This window comes from Pulveribacter suum, assembly GCF_003013695.1.
Taxonomy (GTDB): Bacteria; Pseudomonadota; Gammaproteobacteria; order Burkholderiales; family Burkholderiaceae_C; genus Melaminivora; species Melaminivora suum.
On the sequence record NZ_CP027792.1, the window covers coordinates 564,660 to 582,614 of the forward strand.

A 17,955-nucleotide genomic window follows, 5' to 3' on the forward strand; every position below is an offset into this window, starting at 1 on the left:
GTGCCGTAAAGAGATGACGGAGCTGCGCAATGCCCAGGCCGACGCGGGGCGCTTTCGCCTGCGCGTGCTGGCGGTGGCGCTGCTGGTGCTGCTGTGCTTTTCGCTCATCGCCGCGCGGCTGTACGTGCTGCAGGTGGTGCGCCACGAGGGCCTGGCCGAGCAGGCCGAGAGCAACCGCACGGCGGTGGTGCCCATCGTGCCCAACCGCGGCCTGATCCTGGACAGGAACGGCGTGGTGCTGGCCACCAACTACTCGGCCTACACGCTGGAGATCACGCCCTCGCGCTCGCTGGACCTGGAGGTCACCATCGACCAGCTGGCCGAGATCGTGGACATCCAGCCGCGCGACCGGCGCCGCTTCAAGCGGCTGATGGACGAGTCGCGCAACTTCGAATCGCTGCCGATCCGCACCCGCCTGTCCGACGAAGAGGTGGCACGCTTTGCCGCCCAGCGCTGGCGCTTCCCCGGCGTGGAGATCAAGGCGCGGCTGTTTCGCACCTACCCGTTCGGCGAAGTGGCCAGCCACGCCATCGGCTACATCGGGCGCATCAACCAGCGCGAAAAAGAGCGCATCGAAGACGCGGGCGACACCGCCAACTACCGCGGCACCGACTACATCGGCAAGCTGGGCGTGGAGCAGAGCTTCGAGTCCACGCTGCACGGCCACACCGGCGTGGAGCTGCTGGAGACGTCGGCCGGCGGGCACGCCGTGCGCCGCCTGGAGAGCCACCCGGCCACGCCGGGCAACACCGTCATGCTGTCGCTGGACATCCGGCTGCAAAAGATGGTGGAGGACCTGTTCGGCGACCGCCGCGGCGCGCTGGTGGCACTGGACCCGAGAAACGGCGAGGTGCTGGCGCTGGTCTCCAAGCCCACGTTCGACCCCAACCTGTTCGTCGAAGGCATCGACCAGGACAACTGGCAGGCGCTCAACGAATCCATCAACAAGCCGCTCCTGAACCGCGCGCTGCGCGGCACCTACCCGCCCGGCTCCACCTACAAGCCCTTCATGGCGCTGGCGGCGCTGGAGCTGGGCAAGCGCGGCGCCGCCGTGGTGGTCAGCGACCCGGGCTACTTCAACTATGGCGGGCGCACCTTCCGCAGCCACGAAGGCGGCCTGGGCGGCGTGGACATGCACCGCGCCATCCAGTATTCGAGCAACACGTATTTCTATTCGCTGGCCGTGGAGATGGGCGTGGACGCCATCCACGACTTCATGGCGCCGCTGGGCTTTGGCCAGATCACCGGCATCGACTTGGGCGGCGAAGTGCGCGGCGTGCTGCCCAGCACCGAGTGGAAGCGAAACGCCTACAAGCGCCCCGAAGCCAAGCGCTGGTACTCCGGCGAGACCGTGTCGCTGGGCATTGGCCAGGGCTACAACAACTTCACCATGCTGCAGCTGGCCGTGGCCGAGGCCACGCTGGCCAATGGCGGCACGCGCCACCGCCCGCACCTGATCAAGGCGGTGAAGGACCAGGTCAGCGGCGCCGTCACCGAAGTGCAGCAGCCCCCCGGCGAGCCCCTGGGCTACAAGAGCCGCAACGTGGACGTCATCCGCCGCGCGCTGCAGGCCGTCAACGAGAGCGGCACCGGCCGGCGCGTGTTCGCTGGCGCGCCCTACACCTCCGCCGGCAAGACCGGCACGGCGCAGGCCGTGGGCTGGGCGCAGAACACGCGCTACAACGCCAAGCTGCTGGCCGAGCACCAGCGCGACCATTCGCTGTTTACCGCTTTCGCGCCGGTGGACGAGCCGCGCATCGCCGTGGCGATCATCGTGGAGAACGCCGGCTTCGGCTCGGCGGCGGCCGCGCCCATCGTGCGCCGGGTGTTCGACTACTGGCTGCTGGGCCAGTACCCCAGCGAGGAGGACGTTGCTGCCACGGCCAAGGGCCAGGCCGGCGCGCCCCTGGGCACGCCGCGCCGGGTCGAGGACATACCCCTGCCCGCCGTCGTGCTGCCCTAAGCCTGCGCGGCGTGCGCGTCAGGCCGCCGAAGTAGGCGCGGCGCGCGGCGGCTGCAGCTGGCTCAGCACCAGCGCCGCCACGATCAGCGCCGCCCCGGCCATGCCGGCCACGCCCAGGCGCTCGCCGATCAGCAGCCACGCGGTGGCGGCGGCAAACACCGGCTCCAGCCCGAAGACGATGGCGCTGCGCATGGCGTCCACCCGCTGCTGGCCCCACGCCTGCAGGGTGACCACCAGCACGCTGGCCACCACGCCCAGGTAGGCCAGCGCCGCCAGCGCATCGCGCGGCAGCCCGGCCAGGGCCTGCAGCGTGCTGTCCGCGCCGCCGTGGCGCAGCAGCACCAGGGCGCTGGCAGCGGCGCACATCACCAGCGCCTGCACGGCCGCCAGCCGCGTGGCGCGCAGCGGCCGCGCGGCGGTGCGGCGGGCGCATTCCTCCAGCACCAGGATGTAGATGGCGTAGAACAGCGTGCTGGCCAGCGTCAGCGAGTCGCCCCGGTTCCAGGGCTCGTCCTCGTGGAACATCATCACCATGCCGGCCAGCGCCAGGGCGCAGGCGCCCCACAGCGCCAGCCCGTAGCGCCGCCCCAGCACGGCCATGGCCAGCAGCGGCACCACCAGCACGTTCAGCCCGGTGACGAAGGCGTTGCGGTTGCTGCTGGTGCGCGCCAGCCCCTCGATCTGCAGCCAGAAGGCCGTAAACAGCAGCGCGCCCAGCAGCAGGCCCCAGCGCCGCTCGTGCGCGCGCAGGCCGCGCCAGGCGGGGGCCAGCACCAGCAGGGCAATGGCAAAGCGGGCCCAGATGATCTGCAGCGCGTCCAGATGCGCGGACAGCAGCTTCATCGCGGGAAAGGTGGTGCCCCAGACGGCCACCACGAGGAGCAGCGCGGCCAGGCCCTGGCGTTCATGGCGCATGGCGTGATTGGGTTGTGGTTGACTATCAAAAAAGGAGCTGCTTGCGCTTGTCTGGCGCCGATTTCAACGGGTTTTGGTGCTAAAAACCCCGCCAATCAAGCGGCAGCAGCTATGGTTTGAGGAGCAGCGGCAGCACCAGCAGCGGCGCCGCCGCTCCCTTCAGGCGCTCATGCGCCGCAGGAACGAGCGGATGCGCTCGCTGGCCGGATGGGCGAAGAACTCCGCGGGCGGCGCGTCGTGGGCGATGCAGCCCTGGTCGAAGAACATGACGCGGTCGGCCACCTCGCGGGCAAAGCCCATCTCGTGCGTGACCACGACCATGGTCATGCCGCCGCGCGCCAGCTCGCGCATCACGTCCAGCACCTCCTGCACCATCTCCGGGTCCAGGGCGCTGGTGGGCTCGTCGAACAGCATGACCTTCGGCTGCATGGCCAGCGCCCGGGCAATCGCCACGCGCTGCTGCTGCCCGCCCGACAGCTGCCAGGGGTATTTGTGCGCGTGGTCCTGCATGCCCACGCGCTTGAGCAGCTGCAGGGCCTGCTCGTTGGCCGCGGCGCGCGCCGTGCGGTGGATGCGCCGCGGCGCCAGCGTCAGGTTGTCCAGCACCGTGAGATGGCCAAACAGGTTGAACTGCTGAAACACCATGCCCACCTCGCAGCGCTGGCGCTGCAGCGTGTGCGCGTCGTCGGTCACCTCCACGCCGCCGATGGTGATGCTGCCGCTGTCATGCGGCTCCAGCCGGTTGATGGCGCGCAGCAGCGTGCTCTTGCCCGAACCCGAGGCGCCGATGATGGTCGTCACCTGGCCGGTGTAGAACTGCGTGGACACGCCCTTCAGCACCTCATGGCTGCCAAAGGCCTTGCGCACGTCCTTGCAGACGATGTAGGGAGTTGCGGAGTTGTCAGTCATGGCAGTGCACTAAGCGCGCAACGGAAAAAACAGGCGCCACCCAGGCCAGCAGACGCCGTGGATCCGGCTTCGGCCGGTCCAGTGGCGTCGTCCCCCTTCCCAGCGCGCGAAGCACGCGCCAGAGAAGGGGCTGAGGGCCGCGGCTCCGAGTCTGCCTGCGCAGACTTGGACGGGTCCGAAGAGCTGCCGCCTCTGGCGGCTGCACCGAGCGAGCCAGCCGCTCAGGGGGTTGCCCTTCACTTCACTCGGCCCTCGACGTCGAAGCGGTGCTCGATGCCGTGCGTGACCTGCGTGACCAGCGTGGTCAATATCAGGTAGGTGATGGCCACCGTGGTCAGCGTGGCCACGGGCTGGAAGGTGGCCGACTGGATGCGGTTGCCCACGTTGGTCAGCTCCACCACGCCGATGGCGTAGGCCAGCGACGAGTCTTTGAGCAGCGCCACGAAGTTGCTCACCAAAGGCGGCAGCGCGATCTTGAAGGCCTGGGGAAAGACCACGTCGAAGAACACGTGGGAGCGCGGCAGTCCCAGGGCGCGCGCGGCCTCGGTCTGCCCGCGCGGCACGGCCAGCAGGCCCGCGCGGATGGCCTCGGCGTTGTAGGCACCCACGTTCAGGCCCAGGGCCACGCAGGCGGCAGCAAAGTCGGGCAGGTTCAGCCACGGCACCAGCGCCGGCAGCGCGAAGTACACGAACAGGATCTGCACCAGGAGCGGCGTGCCGCGGATGGCCCAGATGTACAGGCTGGCGATCCAGCGCAGCCAGGCCAGGCGCGAAGTGCGCGCCAGCGCCGCGCCCGTGCCTAGCATAAGGCCGGCGACGCCGGCCACCAGCGTCAGCTCCAGCGTGGTAATGGCGCCTTCGGCGAACAGCCCGGCGTTGGAGCCGATGGGCTCAGGGAAGAACGACAGCAGCCAGCCGAGCAGCGACAGGACCAGCGCCATCAGCACCAGCGCCGCCACCAGCGTCGCGTTGCTGCGCTGGGTGCGGCTCCAGCGGGAGGGCCAAAGAGCGACAAGCATGGGAGGAAAGGCAAAAACGCACGCGCCGGGCGCAACAGGCCCGGCGCGTGCCACACAACGATCAGGGGCGGCTTACTTGCAGGTCACGTCTTCCTGGAAGTACTTCTGCGAGATCTTGCCAATGGTGCCGTCGGCAACCAGTTCCTTGAAGGACTTGTTCCAGGCATCGGCCAGGCTCTGGTTGCCCTTGGTCACGGCGGCGGCGACCTTCTCCACGAACAGCATGTCGCCGGTCTTGAAGCCGGCCTTGGGCGCCTTGGCCAGCATTTCCTTGGCCACGAAGCGGTCGGTCACCCAGGCGTCCACGCGCTTGGAGCCCAGGGCGCTGCGCGCGGCCTCGTCGGTGGGGAAGTTCTTCACTTCCTTGACGCCCGGCACTTCCTTGACGTGCTGCAGATAGGACGTGCCGGTCTGCACCGCCACCGTCTTGCCGGCCAGGTCGGCAGCGGTGCGAATCTCCGGCTTCAGGGCCACGATCTGGCCACCCGAGCAGTAGTGCGGGTCGGTGAAGGTGGCGGCCTTGGCGCGCTCCTCGGTGATGCCGTGCGAGGCGATGACCAGGTCCCAGCGGTCCTGCGCCAGGCCGGTGAGCAGGGCGTCGAAGCCCACGGTCTTCCACTCGTATTTCAGGCCCATCTTCTTGGCCACGGCCTCGGCGACCTCGATCTCGTAGCCCGTGAGCTCCTTGCCCTTGAAGAAGTTGAAGGGCGCGTACTGGCCTTCGGAGGCAAGGATGATGGTGCCGCTTTTTTGGATCTCAGCCAGCGGACGCGCCTGCACGGTGGCTGCGGCGCACAGCGCCAGCGCGGCGGCGGCCAGGGTCTTGAGCATCTTCATGGGGAGGGTTCCTGCAAGGGGTGGTTTTCAGGTCCAAAAAAAGTCCGGCGTTGCGGATCCACAAGGCCGGACACGGAGATTGCCTCGCGCCCAAAACCCGGCTGAACAAGCGCTGGCGGCACGAGGTTGGGCATTATAGGGACGCGCTTTTGCCCGCGCGCATGGGCGCAAACCCGCGAGGGCGCACGGATTTTGCGAAAAAAGCACGGCCGTGCGCAGGACGCCCGCACGCCCTCAGCGCACGCGCATCAGCGTGGATTTGCCAAACAGGCTCTCCAGCAGGTCCACGGCCAGCTCGGCGGTCTGGTTGCGCACGTCCAGCGCCGGGTTCAGCTCCACCAGGTCGGCCGAGCCCAGGCGCCCGCTGTCGGCCAGCATCTCCATGCACAGCTGGGTCTCGCGGTAGGTCAGCCCGCCGCGCACGTCGGTGCCCACGCCGGGGGCCACCGACGGGTCCATCGCGTCCATGTCGAAGCTCACGTGCAGGTGCGTGCCCTCGTCCACACCGGCCAGCGCGGCCTGCATCACGGCGCGCATGCCCCGCTCGTCGATGGTGCGCATGTCATAGACCTCGATGCCGTGCTCGGCCACGAAGCGCTTTTCCACCGCGTCCACGCTGCGCACGCCGATCAGGGCGATCTCGCCGGCGGCCAGCGCCGCGCTGCCTGCCAGCTGCGACAGCGCGTGCGGGCCGTGCCCCAGCAGGCAGGCCACCGGCATGCCGTGGATGTTGCCGCTGGGCGACGTCTCGGGCGTGTTGGCGTCCGCGTGCGCGTCAAACCACAGCACTTTCAGGCGTTGGCCCCGCGCGCGGCAGTGCGCCGCCACGGCGCTGATGGAGCCGATCGCCAGGCAGTGGTCGCCGCCCATCATCAGCGGCAGCTCGCCGCGCGCCAGTGCCGCGGCGGTGGCCTCGAACACGGTGCGGTTCCAGTGCGCCACCTCCTGCAGGTGGCGAAAGCCGTCCTGTGGCGCGGCCTGCGGGTTGCCGGGGCCGTGCAGGTTGCCGCTGTCTTGCACCTGCAGCCCCAGGTCCAGCAGGGCGCGCGCAATGCCGGCGATGCGCAGGGCGTCCGGCCCCATGCTGGCGCCCAGCACGCTGGCGCCCACGTCGGTGGGCGCGCCGATCAGGCTCACGGTGGTCATCAGGGTGCTCCTTGTGTCAGGGTTCAAAGCCGTGCAGCCGGGGTGCAAGGCGCTCAGCGCAGGAAGGCGTCGTAGCCGGTCTTGAGGATCAAGGCACCCACCACGGCGATGAAGATGCCGCGCACGAAGCCCGCCCCGTGCTTGAGCGCCAGGTGCGCGCCCAGCACGCTGCCCACCACGTTCGCCACGGCCAGGGGCAGGGCGAAGTGCCACCACACGTGACCCTTGGCGGCAAACAGGATCAGCGCCGCCACGTTGGTCGCCAGGTTCAGCAGCTTGGCCGAGGCCGAAGCGTGCAGAAAGTCATAGCCCAGCACGCGCACGAACAAAAAGACGAAGAAGCTGCCCGTGCCGGGTCCGAAGAAGCCGTCGTAGAACCCGATGGTCAGCCCGATGGCGCAGGCGGCGCGCACCTCCTGGCGCACGCCCAGGCGCGGCGCATGAACGCGCCCCAGATCCTTTCGGGCCAGGGTATAGGCCAGCAGCGCCACCAGCACCAGGGGCAGCAGCTTGCGCAGAAAGTCCGCAGAGATCAGCGTGACCACCCAGGCCCCGGCAAACGCCCCGGCAAAGCCGGCGAAAGCGCCCGGCAGCACCACCTGCCAGCGCATGGTTACGCGCCGGCTGTACTGCCAGGTGGCGATGCCGGTGCCCCAGATGGCCGCACTCTTGTTGGTGCCCATGAGCGTGGCGGGGGAGGCGGTGGGGAAGGTGGCGAACAGGGCGGGCAGCAAAATCAGGCCGCCGCCGCCCACGATTGCGTCCACGAAACCGGCCAGCAGCGAGGCCAGCGTGACGATGAGCCATTCCATGGGCGCGATTGTCGCACCCGCACTGCTACTGTATTGCTAGCTGCCGGCGCATGCCCCAAGGGCACCAAGGGGGATTTCGCCCCTTGTTTGCAGGCAACAAAAAAGCACCTGGGGTGCAGGTGCTTTTCAAGGAAAGGGCGCCTCGTGCGGGTGCCTCAATGAATCTTGGTGTTGTTGTGCAATGGCGGTTTGTCTCCTCGGCCCCTCGTCTGGCGTGCCGAGGCGCGCATCGAGTGCCTGCAATGTAGCCACCACGGCCTGCCCCCGCATCGGGAATTTCCCGCACGCCGTGGCCGGCAGCGTCACGCCGCCGCCGCCGCCGGCTGGCTGCGGCGGATCCACTGCGCGGCCATCTCGGCCATCATCAAGGTGGGGCTGTTGGTGTTGCCGCTGGTGATGGTGGGCATGGCGCCGGCGTCCACCACGCGCAGGCCGCTCACGCCGCGCACGCGCAGGTGCGAGTCCAGCACCGCCATCGGGTCGTCCGCGCGCCCCATGCGCGTCGTGCCCACGGGGTGGAAGATGGTGGTGGCGATGTCGCCGGCCAGGCGCGCCAGCTCCTCGTCGCTCTGGTACTGCGGGCCGGGCTTGTATTCCTCGGGCGCGTAGCGCGCCAGCGCCGGCTGCGAGGCGATGCGCCGCACCACGCGCAGGCTGTCGGCGGCCACCTGCCGGTCTTCGGGCGTGGACAGGTAGTGGGGCGCGATGGCCGGCGCGTCCTCAAAGCGCGGGCTTTTGATCTGCACCGAGCCGCGGCTGGTGGGGTTCAGGTTGCACACGCTGGCCGTGAACGCCGGAAAGGTGTGCAGCGGCTCGCCGAAGGCGTCCAGCGACAGCGGCTGCACATGGAACTGCAAATTGGCGTGCGGCCTGTCGGGGCTGCTGCGCGTGAACGCGCCCAGCTGTGAAGGCGCCATGCTCATGGGGCCGGTGCGGCGCAGGGCGTATTCCAGACCGATGCGCGCCTTGCCCAGCAGGGAGCCGGCCAGCTGGTTCAGCGTGGGCACGCCCTGCACCTTGTACACGGCGCGGATCTGCAGGTGGTCCTGCAAATTGGCGCCCACGCCGGGCAGCTCGTGTACCACCTCGATGCCGTGCTGGCGCAGCAGCGCCCCGGGGCCGATGCCCGACAGCTGCAGCAGCTGGGGCGAGTTGACGGCGCCCGCGCACAGGATGACCTCCTGGCTGGCATGCGCCATGACCATCTCCGAGCCCGTCCAGACCTGCACGCCGGCGCAGCGCGGCGCGCCGTCCGCGCCGCGCTGCAGCAGCAGCCGCGTGGCCTGGGCGTGCGTCCACAGCTCGAAATTGGGCCGGCCGTAGCAGGTCGGGCGCAAGAAGGCCTTGGCCGTGTTCCAGCGCCAGCCGGCCTTCTGGTTGACCTCGAAGTAGCCCACGCCCTCGTTGTCGCCGCCGTTGAAGTCCTCGGTGGCGGGGATGCCGGCCTGCTGCGCAGCCTGGGAGAAGGCGTCCAGGATGTCCCAGCGCAGGCGCTGCCTTTCCACGCGCCATTCACCGCCGCCGCCGGTGCTCTTGCTGCCATGCAGGCGTTTGAACGCCTCGCTGGCGGCGCCGGGCTGGTCCAGGCGCCAGTGGTCTTCATGGCGGCGAAAGGCCTGCAGCACGTTGTCCCAGCTCCAGGCGTCGTCGCCCGTTACTTCGGCCCAGTGGGCGTAGTCGCGCGCCTGGCCACGCATGTAGATCATGCCGTTGATGCTGCTGCACCCGCCCAGCACCCTGCCGCGCGGGTAGCGCAGGGCGCGCCCGTTCAGGCCGGCGTCGGCCTCGGTCTGGTAGAGCCAGTCGGTGCGCGCGTTGCCGATGCAGTACAGGTAGCCCACGGGCACGTGGATCCAGTGGTAGTCGTCCTTGGCGCCGGCTTCCAGCAGCAGCACGCGTTTGCTCTTGTCTGCGCTCAGCCGGTTGGCCAGCAGGCTGCCAGCCGTGCCGGCGCCAATGATGATGTAGTCGAAGGTGGTTTCGCTCATGGGGGAGAAGGGGAAAAGGCGGCACGTAAGAGCGCGCTGACAGGTGCTCGCGCCATTGTCCGAAGGTGGGCGCGGGTGTCGAGAGGGAAAGCACTTGTAGCTATGAATTGAATAGCTGGCGACGCTTTGTGTACGTGCCCTGCGGGAGGTTTTGTATGTTTTTTCACGCCCCGCCGCGGCCGTTGGCGGAATGTGCAAAACTGGCGCCCCATGTCCGGACTGACTTTGCCCACCCTGCAGCGCGAGGGCGCCGAGCGCGTGCTTGTGCGCGGCGACTGGGTGGCGGCCGCCTTTGCCGACCGGCGTGCCGGCCGGCGCGTCGCCGCCCAGCTGCGCGGCGCGGGCGACCAGCCGGCGTGGGACCTGTCCGGCCTGCAGCGGCTGGACCACATCGGCGCGCAGCTGCTGTGGGACCAGTGGGGCCAGCGCTGGCCGCAGGACATTGCCGTGGGCGAGGCGCACCGCGCCATGCTCGAGCGCGTGCAGCAGTTCACCGCCGAGCGCCCGGCGCGAAAGCGCACCACGCTGGCCAGCCTGTTGGACGGGCTGGGCGCCCAGGTGCTGCATGCGCTGGACCACCTCAAGCACCTGGTGCAGCTGATCGGCCAGCTGCTGCTGGACGTACTGCGGCTGGCGCGCCAGCCCGCGCGCGGGCCCTGGCGCGACATCTCCGGCCACCTGTACCGCATGGGCGCCACGGCGCTGCCCATCACGGCGCTGGTGGGCTTTCTGATCGGCGTGGTGCTGGCCTACTTGATGAGCCTGCAGCTGCGCCAGTTCGGCGCCGAGACCTTCATCGTCAACATTTTGGGCATCTCGCTGATCCGCGAGCTCGGGCCCATGCTGGGCGCCATCCTGGTGGCCGGGCGCACGGGCTCGGCCATCACGGCGCAGATCGGCGTGATGCGCGTGACCGAGGAGCTGGACGCCATGCGCGTCATGGGCATCCCGCACGGCTTTCGCCTGGTCATGCCGCGGGCGCTGGCCCTGGCCCTGGCCATGCCGCTGATCGCGCTGTGGACCACGCTGGCCGCGCTGCTGGGCGGCATGCTGGCCGCCGACATGGCCATGGACATCTCGCCCGCCTACTTCATGCAGGCGCTGCCCTCGGCGGTGGATGTGTCCAACCTCTGGCTGGCCATGGCCAAGTCCGTCGTGTTCGGCATCTTCATCGCCCTCATCGGCTGCCACTGGGGCCTGCGCGTGGCGCCCAACACGCAGAGCCTGGGCCAGGGCACGACGGCCTCGGTGGTCAGCGCCATCACCATGGTCATCATCGTGGACGCGCTGTTCGCCGTGGCGTTCAAGAACGTGGGGTTTTAGAAATGCGGCCCGTCCCCCTGAGGCGCTGCGCGCCTTCCCCCTTCTCCCGGTGCGCTGCGCGCCCCGGGAAGGGGGACGCCAGCAGCGCGGCGGGGCGGCCCTTGCGCGCTGGCCGCTGGCGCGGGGCGCGCTGCGGCCCGGCCGCCTGGGCCTGGCCACAAAGCCGGGAGGGCGCCCATGGCTGACGCGCCGCCCGTGGTCGAGGTGCGGGGCCTGACCACCACCTTCGGCAAGGGCCAGGCCGCCTTCAGCGTGCATGAGAACCTGGATCTCACGGTGCGCCGCGGCGAAATCCTGTCGCTGGTAGGCGGCTCGGGCACGGGCAAGACGGTGCTGCTGCGCCACCTCCTGGGCCTGACCGTGCCCACGCGCGGCAGCGTCACGGTGCTGGGCCGGCCGGCCACGCAGCTGGGCGGCGAAGGCGCCAGCGCCCGCGTGGGCATGCTGTTTCAGCAGGGGGCGCTGTTTTCCGCCTTCAGCGTGCTGGACAACATCGCCTTTGCGCTGCGCGAGCTGGGCACGCTGCCCGAGGGCGTCATCACCGACGCCGCCCTGGTCAAGCTGCGCATGGTCGGCCTTCAGGCCGAACATGCCACGCGCATGCCGGCCGACCTGTCCGGCGGCATGGTCAAGCGTGTGGCGCTGGCGCGCGCCCTCATCATGGACCCGCCGCTGCTGCTGCTGGACGAGCCCACGGCGGGGCTGGACCCCAGCAGCTCCGACGAGTTCTGCACGCTGCTGCGCGAGCTGCACGCCGCACTCGGGCTGACGGTGATCATGGTCACGCACGACCTGGACACCTTGTATGCCCTGTCCACCCGCGTGGCCGTGCTGGCCGAGCGGCGCGTGCTCGTCAGCGGCACGCCGCAGGAGGTGGCCGCCTTCGAGCACCCCTTCATCGAACACTTTTTTCTCGGCGAACGCGGCCGGCGCGCCATGGCGCAGCCCGGCGCCGCCAGCCCCAAGGAAGCCTGATGGAAAACAAGTCCCACGCCCTGGCCGCCGGCGCCTTCGTGCTGCTGGTGGCCGCGCTGCTGACCGGCCTGGCGCTGTGGCTCACGCGCGACCAGACCGCCTACCGCTACTACGAGCTGTCCAGCAAGGACAGCGTCAGCGGCCTGCAGCCACAGGCCAGCGTGCGCTACAAGGGCGTGGCCGTGGGCAAGGTCACGCGCATCGGCTTTGACCCGCAGGTCAGCGGCAACGTGCTGATCCGCCTGGCCGTGGACGGCAGCGCGCCCATCAGCGACACCACCTTCGCCACACTGGGCTACCAGGGCGTGACGGGCCTGGCGCATATCCAGCTGGACGACGCCAAGAAACCTCTGGCTCCGCCGCCGCCGGGCGCCAGCGGCCTGCCCCGCCTGCCGTTGAAGAGCTCCCCCCTGAGCCAGCTGGCCGAGCAGGGCCCGGCCATCCTGGGGCAGATCCAGGAGGTGGCGCAGCGCGTCAACGACGTGCTGGGCGACGAGAACCAGCAGCGCTTTGCCGCCGCGCTGGAGCAAATGGGCAACGCTGCCGGCAGTGTCGATGCGCTGGCCCGGCGTCTGCAGCAGACCGTGGACACCCGGCTCGACCCGGCCCTGGCCAGCGTGCCGCAGGTCGCCGCGGACGCGCGCCAGACCCTGGCCGCGCTGCGCCAGGCGGGCGACAGCGCCGGGCGCGCTGCCGACGAAGTGGCGGGCGCCGTGCGCGCCCTCAGTGCCGAGGGCGGGCCGCTGGACGATATCGCCACCGGCTCGCGCTCGCTGGCCAACGCCGCCGACCGCTTTGGCCGCGTCACGCTGCCGCGCCTGAACAACGCCGCCGACGAAACCGCCCGCGCCGCGCGCCGCCTGGGCCGCACCGCCTCGGGCATCAGCGACAACCCGCAGTCGCTGATCTACGGCAGTGGCGATGCTGCGGCCGGGCCGGGCGAGCCGGGCTTCGAGCCGCCCCCACGCTGAGGAGCACCAATCATGCTGAACACTACGAAAATCATAGCTGCCAGCGCTTGCTGCAAAAGGGCTGGTGCCGCTTTTGGCTTGGCGCTGGCGCTGGCTGCCACCGGCTGCTCCATCCTGCCCAAGCCGCCCATCCGCGCGGCCGTGTACGACTTCGGGCCCGGCCCGACCGCGCCCCAGGCTGCGGCAGCCAGGCAGGCCGCGCTGGCACCCGTGGCCCTGGCCGACGTGGAGATGGTCGGTCTGCCCGAGGCCAGTTCGGCCCTGCTGTACCGCCTGGCGTATGCCAACGCCCAGCAGCTGCAGCCCTACAGCCAGGCGCGCTGGAGCCAGCCGCCGGCGCAGCTGATGCAGCAGGCGCTGCGCCGCCAGCTGGGTCAAAGCCGCGCCGTGCTCTCGGGCGACGACGGGCTGGCCATGCTGCTGCAGGGCAAGCGCATGCCCACCGTGCTGCGCGTGCAGCTGGAAGAGTTCAGCCACGTCTTCGCCTCGCCGGAGCAAAGCGCGGGCCTGGTGCGCGTGCGTGCCGTGGTGGCCGATGCCAGCAGCGCCGGCGAGACGCTGCTGGCGCAGCGGGTGTTCGTCGTGCAGCGCCCCGCCGCCACCCCCGACGCCGCTGGCGGCGCTGCCGCCCTGGCCGAGGCTGCCCAACAGGCCGCGACCGAGCTGGCCGCATGGATGCAGGAGCTGGGCCGCTGACGGGGGCTGCTCTTTGCACCGGCCTGAAGAGAGGGGACGTGCGGCGCACGTCCCCTTCTTTTTGTCGGGCTGGCATGCCGCCTACAGAGGCTGCCGGCGACCGGATGACGCGCAGCTGCCGCCTGCACCGACGGTGCGGCCGCGCTGTTTTTCTTAGATTTGCATCCATCGCAGCCGGCAAGGCCTGGCGGCGATTCACACAACCATTCGATTTCGACACAGCGAAGAAGGAGAGCAGCCATGAACGAAGACCGCATCAAGGGCAACTGGAAGCAGTTCACCGGCAAGGTCAAGGAGCAGTGGGGCAAGCTGACGGACGACGACATGGACGTCATTGCCGGCAAGCGCGACCAGATGCTGGGCAAGCTGCAGGAGCGCGAAGGCCTGGCCCGCGACGCCGCCGAAGACCAGCTCAACAACTGGGAACGTGCCAACCCCGACTTCCGCTGGGACTGACACGTCCGCCCCCTCTTCATCGCACATCACCTTTCACGACAGGAACAACCATGAAACATTTGCGCAACCTGATGGCCCTGGCCATCGCCGGCATGATGGCTACCTCCGGCATGGCCATGAGCAAGGACGAGCACAAGGCCGCCAAGGACCGCGTCGAAGCCGACTACAAGTCCGCCAAGGCTCAGTGCGACACCCTCAAGGACAACGCCAAGGATGTCTGCGAAAAGGAAGCCAAGGGCAACGAGAAGGTTGCCAAGGCCGAGCTGGAAGCCCAGTACAAGCCCAGCGACAAGAACACCTACAAGGTGCATGAAGCGCGCGCCGACGCCAACTACGAAGTCGCAAAGGAAAAGTGCGACGACCTGTCGGGCAACGCCAAGGACGTGTGCGTGAAGGACGCCAAGGCTGCCCACGTGAAGGCCAAGGAAGACGCCAAGGTGGCCAAGGCTCAGGCCAAGCCCGCCACGGGTCACACCACGATGACCAACGACTCGGCTGCCGCGCATAACAATGCCGTGACCGCCAAGCAAGCTGACGTGGCCGAAACCAAAAAGGACGCCGACGAAGCCAAGCGCAAGGCCGACTACAAGGCTGCCAAGGAGCGCTGCGATGCCATGAGCGGTGACGCCAAGGACAAGTGCGTGGCCGACGCCAAGCGCGAATACGCCCAGTAAGCACTTCGCGGCAACTGCCCCAGGAAAAACCCCGCTGCCCCGCGCAGCGGGGTTTTTTCATGGGGCCGCCGGCGTTGGCGGCCGCCGCGGACATGACCTGCGTCAACGCGCTGGCTGCACGCGGCTCTTACGCTCGCCGGCTTTCCCTGACGAGAACGAGAAAGGCGCACCCGATGGACGCACTGCAATGGTCGGAGGCACTGTGCCTGGACCTGCCCCTGATGGACGGCACCCACCAGGAGTTCGTCGCCCTGCTGCAGTCCGTGCAGCAGGCCGCAGACGCCGAACTGCCCGCCGCCTGGGAGGCGCTGGTGGCCCACACGGCCGAGCACTTTGCCCAGGAAGACCGCTGGATGGCCAGCACCCGGTTTGCCTCCGGCAACTGCCACACGCTGCAGCACGAGGTGGTGCTCAAGGTCCTGCGCGAGGGCGCGGAGCAGGCAGCGCGGGGCGACCTGGCTACGCCCCGTGCCATAGCGGTAGAGCTGGCCGTGTGGTTCCCCCATCACACCCAGGCCATGGACGCGGCCCTGGCGCTGCACCTGCGCCGCGTGGGGTTCGACCCTGCCACGGGCATCGTGCATGCGCCCGATGCGCTGCCGCCGGTGCCCATCCATGGCTGCGGCGGCGCCTGCGGCAGCGATACGCACGAGGAAGCTCCGGCCGCTGCTGCTGCCTGATTGCTGCAGATTGCAGCGCCCCACCAGGCCGGGGGGCAGCTGGCCCGAACCCTTGGCCGGCGCCGAGCTGGGCCACGGGCGGCTTGGTCCGCGTTCATGACCATCTCGCACAGCGCTGGCGCACAAGGGGCTTTGGCTGGCATGGCAGGCGGGCGCCAAAGGCAACAATGGCGCGCATCGCAGCGCAGATCGGCCCCCGCGCCAGCCGTACACCGGCGTGATCTGCCCAGCTGCCCCTTTTGCCATTCGATGCACAGCACAGGAGAACACGCCCATGGGTCAATGGATGGAACTGGTCGCCAGCGACGGCTTCACGCTGCCGGCATGGCACGAGGCCCCTGAAGGCACGCCGCGCGGCGCCGTGGTGGTGCTGCAGGAGATCTTCGGCGTCAACAGCCACATCCGCGACGTCGCGGCGCGCCTGGCCGGGCGCGGCTGGCTGGCGCTGGCGCCCTCCACCTTCGCCCGTGTGGAAAAGGGCGTCGAGCTGGGCTACGCCAGCGCCGACATGCAGCGCGGCAAGCAGCTGAAAGCGGCGGTGGAGGCGTTGCCCGCCCCCGGCGTGCTGCCCGACATCCAGGCCGCCATCGACTTGGCCGCCACAGACAGCGGTGGCCGCGTTGCCGTCCTCGGTTTTTGCTGGGGAGGGCTGCTCACCTGGCGAGCGGCGTGCGAGCTGACCGGGCTGTCAGCGGCCGTGCCCTACTACGGCGGCGGCATGACGACCCGCGCTGAGATCTCCCGCACGCCGCGCGTGCCGGTGCTGGCGCATTTCGGTGAGCGTGACCACTTCATCTCTGCAGCAAGCGTGCAGGACTTCGCTGCCGCGCACCCCGAGGTGCAGGTGCAGCTGTACGACGCCGACCACGGCTTTCACTGCGACCAGCGTGCCAGCTACGACGCGCCGGCAGCGCAGCTGGCCTGGGCGCGCACGCTGGATTTTCTGGATCGGCATTTGCAAGCCAGATAGGCCGCTGGCGCCCTTCCACAAAGCGCTGGCAGCTATCTTTTTAGAAGCAAGAGCGGCGCCGCCTCAGTGCGCCCCCGCCGCTGCATCGGCCGCCCCGCCGCCCGCCTGCGGCCGCGGCGCGTGGGCCAGCCAGACCAGCGGGATCAGCACCATGAACAGCACCGCCGAGGCGTAGAAGATGTCGTTGGCCGCCAGCATAAAGGCCTGCTGGGTGGTCATGCGCTCGATCTGCGCCAGCGCCTGCGCGTCGCTCATGCCGGCGGCGCGCAGCACGCCGATCGCCTGCTCGAAGCCGGCGCTGTGGGGCGTGAGGCCTTCCACCAGCTGCGCGTGGTGCAGCGTGGCGCGGCGCTCCCACAGCGTCGTGGTGACCGAGGTGCCGATGGCGCCGGCCGTGATGCGCATGAAGTTGGACAGACCGGAAGCGGCCGGGATGCGCGAAGGCTCGATCTCCGACAGCGTGATGGTCACCAAAGGGATGAAGAAGAACGCCATCGAGATGCCCTGGATGATGGTCGGCACCATGATGGTGGCGAAGTCCGCCTGGGTGGAAAAGCGCGAGCGCATCCACAGCACGATGGCGAACACCACGAAGGCAAAGGTGGCGTAGCGGCGCGGGTCCACCCGGCCGATGGTCTTGCCCACCATGGGCGACAGCACCATGGCCAGCAGGCCCACGGGCGCCATGATCTCGCCGGCCTGCGTGGCCGTGTAGCCCATGTACTGCTGCAGCCACAGCGGCAGCAGCACCACGTTGCCGAAGAACAGCCCGTAGCCGACCGACGTGGCCAGCGCGCCGGCCCAGAAGTTGCGGTTCCTGAACAGCGTCAGGTCCACCACCGGGTGCTCCTCGCCGCGCTCCCAGACCACGAAGGCGATCAGTCCCACCACCGCCACCAGGGCGCAGGAGACGACCAGGGGCGATGAGAACCAGTCGTGCTCCTTGCCGATGTCCAGCACCAGCTGCATGGCGCCCACCCAGATGACCAGCAGCGCCAGGCCGATGGAGTCGATAGGCAGTGCGCGCCGCTCGCTCTCGCGCTTGTGGAAGATGGCCCAGGTGACGAACACCGCCCAGATACCCACCGGCACGTTGATGTAGAAAATCCACGGCCAGCTCATGTTGTCGGTGATCCAGCCGCCCAGGAGCGGCCCCATCACCGGCGCGATCAGCGTCGTCATGGACCACAGCGCCATGGCCAGGCCCGCCAGCGCCCGCGGATAGCTGGACAGCAACAGCGCCTGCGACAGCGGAATCATCGGCCCGGCCACGAAGCCCTGCAGCGCCCGCGCGGCGATGAGCAGCGTCATGTTGGGCGCCAGCCCGCACAGCAGCGAGGCAATGACGAACAGCGCCACGCTGGCGATGAACAGCCGCACCTGGCCAAAGCGCTGCGACAGCCAGCCCGTGAGCGGCACGGCGATGGCGTTGGCCACGGCAAAGCTGGTGATGACCCAGGTGCCCTGCGTGGGGCTGACCCCCAGGTCGCCGGCAATCGCCGGCAGCGACACGTTGGCGATCGACGTGTCCAGCACATTCATGAAGGTCGCCGCCGACAGCGCCAGCGTGCCCCAGGTGCGGGCGCTGCCGGTGAGCGGCGGCAGGGGAGCGGCCGCCATG

The 17,955-nt window shown here is 69.5% G+C and carries 17 protein-coding genes; 9 read left to right on the forward strand and 8 right to left on the reverse strand.

The annotated features are described in order from the left end of the window. Nucleotides 1-13 precede the first annotated feature (13 nt). Complete coding sequence (gene mrdA, locus C7H73_RS02515; protein WP_106845222.1) at nt 14-1,963, forward strand: penicillin-binding protein 2; 1,950 nt, start codon at nt 14-16, stop codon at nt 1,961-1,963. Nucleotides 1,964-1,981: 18 nt separating this feature from the next. Here mrdA and C7H73_RS02520 read toward each other — a convergent pair whose 3' ends face one another. The 7 genes from C7H73_RS02520 to C7H73_RS02550 all read right to left on the reverse strand — a co-directional run bounded on the left by C7H73_RS02520 (nt 1,982) and on the right by C7H73_RS02550 (nt 9,589). Continuing rightward, entirely contained in the window at nt 1,982-2,878 is an 897-nt protein-coding gene (locus C7H73_RS02520; RefSeq protein WP_106845223.1) for a DMT family transporter, read from the reverse strand. Between the two features lie 159 nt (nt 2,879-3,037). Next, nucleotides 3,038-3,787: an amino acid ABC transporter ATP-binding protein gene (locus tag C7H73_RS02525; protein WP_106845224.1), complete on the reverse strand. Its 750-nt coding sequence runs from the start codon at nt 3,785-3,787 to the stop codon at nt 3,038-3,040. 236 nt (nt 3,788-4,023) lie between these two features. After that, nucleotides 4,024-4,806 carry an amino acid ABC transporter permease gene (locus tag C7H73_RS02530; protein ID WP_106845225.1) on the reverse strand — a complete coding sequence of 261 codons (783 nt, stop codon included), beginning with the start codon at nt 4,804-4,806 and terminating at the stop codon, nt 4,024-4,026. Nucleotides 4,807-4,878: 72 nt separating this feature from the next. Further along, nucleotides 4,879-5,643, reverse strand: a complete 765-nt coding sequence (locus tag C7H73_RS02535; RefSeq protein WP_106845226.1) for an ABC transporter substrate-binding protein — start codon at nt 5,641-5,643, stop codon at nt 4,879-4,881. A 234-nt stretch (nt 5,644-5,877) separates the two neighbouring features. Continuing rightward, nucleotides 5,878-6,789, reverse strand: a complete 912-nt coding sequence (rocF, locus tag C7H73_RS02540) for an arginase (protein ID WP_106845227.1) — start codon at nt 6,787-6,789, stop codon at nt 5,878-5,880. A 53-nt stretch (nt 6,790-6,842) separates the two neighbouring features. Continuing rightward, nucleotides 6,843-7,601, reverse strand: a complete 759-nt coding sequence (locus tag C7H73_RS02545; RefSeq protein WP_106845228.1) for a sulfite exporter TauE/SafE family protein — start codon at nt 7,599-7,601, stop codon at nt 6,843-6,845. 302 nt (nt 7,602-7,903) lie between these two features. Then, nucleotides 7,904-9,589, reverse strand: a complete 1,686-nt coding sequence (locus tag C7H73_RS02550) for a GMC family oxidoreductase (protein WP_106845229.1) — start codon at nt 9,587-9,589, stop codon at nt 7,904-7,906. Between the two features lie 210 nt (nt 9,590-9,799). On the opposite strand from C7H73_RS02550, the gene C7H73_RS02555 reads away from it, so the two are divergent. From C7H73_RS02555 to C7H73_RS02595, 8 genes are all read left to right on the forward strand, one after another. Then, complete coding sequence (locus C7H73_RS02555) at nt 9,800-10,912, forward strand: MlaE family ABC transporter permease (protein WP_106847498.1); 1,113 nt, start codon at nt 9,800-9,802, stop codon at nt 10,910-10,912. A 177-nt stretch (nt 10,913-11,089) separates the two neighbouring features. Beyond that, complete coding sequence (locus tag C7H73_RS02565) at nt 11,090-11,887, forward strand: ABC transporter ATP-binding protein (RefSeq protein ID WP_106845230.1); 798 nt, start codon at nt 11,090-11,092, stop codon at nt 11,885-11,887. Beyond that, nucleotides 11,887-12,858, forward strand: a complete 972-nt coding sequence (locus C7H73_RS02570; protein ID WP_106845231.1) for an MlaD family protein — start codon at nt 11,887-11,889, stop codon at nt 12,856-12,858. The genes C7H73_RS02565 and C7H73_RS02570 overlap by 1 nt, the downstream gene beginning before the upstream one ends. 15 nt (nt 12,859-12,873) lie before the next feature. Beyond that, a complete protein-coding gene (locus C7H73_RS02575; RefSeq protein ID WP_106847499.1) occupies nt 12,874-13,554 on the forward strand; it encodes an ABC-type transport auxiliary lipoprotein family protein in 681 nt (226 codons plus the stop codon). A gap of 240 nt (nt 13,555-13,794) precedes the next feature. Further along, the gene (locus tag C7H73_RS02580) at nt 13,795-14,010 is read left to right on the forward strand and encodes a CsbD family protein (RefSeq protein ID WP_106845232.1); all 216 of its coding nucleotides are present in this window, start codon (nt 13,795-13,797) and stop codon (nt 14,008-14,010) included. 50 nt (nt 14,011-14,060) lie between these two features. Then, nucleotides 14,061-14,684: a hypothetical protein gene (locus C7H73_RS02585; protein WP_106845233.1), complete on the forward strand. Its 624-nt coding sequence runs from the start codon at nt 14,061-14,063 to the stop codon at nt 14,682-14,684. A gap of 173 nt (nt 14,685-14,857) precedes the next feature. Continuing rightward, the gene (locus tag C7H73_RS02590) at nt 14,858-15,364 is read left to right on the forward strand and encodes a hemerythrin domain-containing protein (RefSeq protein WP_106845234.1); all 507 of its coding nucleotides are present in this window, start codon (nt 14,858-14,860) and stop codon (nt 15,362-15,364) included. Between the two features lie 274 nt (nt 15,365-15,638). After that, nucleotides 15,639-16,334 (forward strand): dienelactone hydrolase family protein, encoded by a 696-nt coding sequence (locus C7H73_RS02595; protein WP_106845235.1) that lies wholly within the window; start codon nt 15,639-15,641, stop codon nt 16,332-16,334. A 63-nt stretch (nt 16,335-16,397) separates the two neighbouring features. Here the strand turns inward: C7H73_RS02595 and C7H73_RS02600 are convergent, their stop codons facing one another. Then, nucleotides 16,398-17,954, reverse strand: a complete 1,557-nt coding sequence (locus C7H73_RS02600; RefSeq protein WP_106845236.1) for a DHA2 family efflux MFS transporter permease subunit — start codon at nt 17,952-17,954, stop codon at nt 16,398-16,400. Nucleotide 17,955: the final 1 nt, after the last annotated feature.

Coding starts and splice junctions, on each gene's coding strand:
- mrdA (WP_106845222.1), top strand. CDS start 14: ATGACGGAGCTGCGCAATGCCCAGGCCGACGCGGGGCGCTTTCGCCTG.
- C7H73_RS02520 (WP_106845223.1), bottom strand. CDS start 2,878: ATGCGCCATGAACGCCAGGGCCTGGCCGCGCTGCTCCTCGTGGTGGCC.
- C7H73_RS02525 (WP_106845224.1), bottom strand. CDS start 3,787: ATGACTGACAACTCCGCAACTCCCTACATCGTCTGCAAGGACGTGCGC.
- C7H73_RS02530 (WP_106845225.1), bottom strand. CDS start 4,806: ATGCTTGTCGCTCTTTGGCCCTCCCGCTGGAGCCGCACCCAGCGCAGC.
- C7H73_RS02535 (WP_106845226.1), bottom strand. CDS start 5,643: ATGAAGATGCTCAAGACCCTGGCCGCCGCCGCGCTGGCGCTGTGCGCC.
- rocF (WP_106845227.1), bottom strand. CDS start 6,789: ATGACCACCGTGAGCCTGATCGGCGCGCCCACCGACGTGGGCGCCAGC.
- C7H73_RS02545 (WP_106845228.1), bottom strand. CDS start 7,601: ATGGAATGGCTCATCGTCACGCTGGCCTCGCTGCTGGCCGGTTTCGTG.
- C7H73_RS02550 (WP_106845229.1), bottom strand. CDS start 9,589: ATGAGCGAAACCACCTTCGACTACATCATCATTGGCGCCGGCACGGCT.
- C7H73_RS02555 (WP_106847498.1), top strand. CDS start 9,800: ATGTCCGGACTGACTTTGCCCACCCTGCAGCGCGAGGGCGCCGAGCGC.
- C7H73_RS02565 (WP_106845230.1), top strand. CDS start 11,090: ATGGCTGACGCGCCGCCCGTGGTCGAGGTGCGGGGCCTGACCACCACC.
- C7H73_RS02570 (WP_106845231.1), top strand. CDS start 11,887: ATGGAAAACAAGTCCCACGCCCTGGCCGCCGGCGCCTTCGTGCTGCTG.
- C7H73_RS02580 (WP_106845232.1), top strand. CDS start 13,795: ATGAACGAAGACCGCATCAAGGGCAACTGGAAGCAGTTCACCGGCAAG.
- C7H73_RS02585 (WP_106845233.1), top strand. CDS start 14,061: ATGAAACATTTGCGCAACCTGATGGCCCTGGCCATCGCCGGCATGATG.
- C7H73_RS02590 (WP_106845234.1), top strand. CDS start 14,858: ATGGACGCACTGCAATGGTCGGAGGCACTGTGCCTGGACCTGCCCCTG.
- C7H73_RS02595 (WP_106845235.1), top strand. CDS start 15,639: ATGGGTCAATGGATGGAACTGGTCGCCAGCGACGGCTTCACGCTGCCG.
- C7H73_RS02600 (WP_106845236.1), bottom strand. CDS start 17,954: ATGGCGGCCGCTCCCCTGCCGCCGCTCACCGGCAGCGCCCGCACCTGG.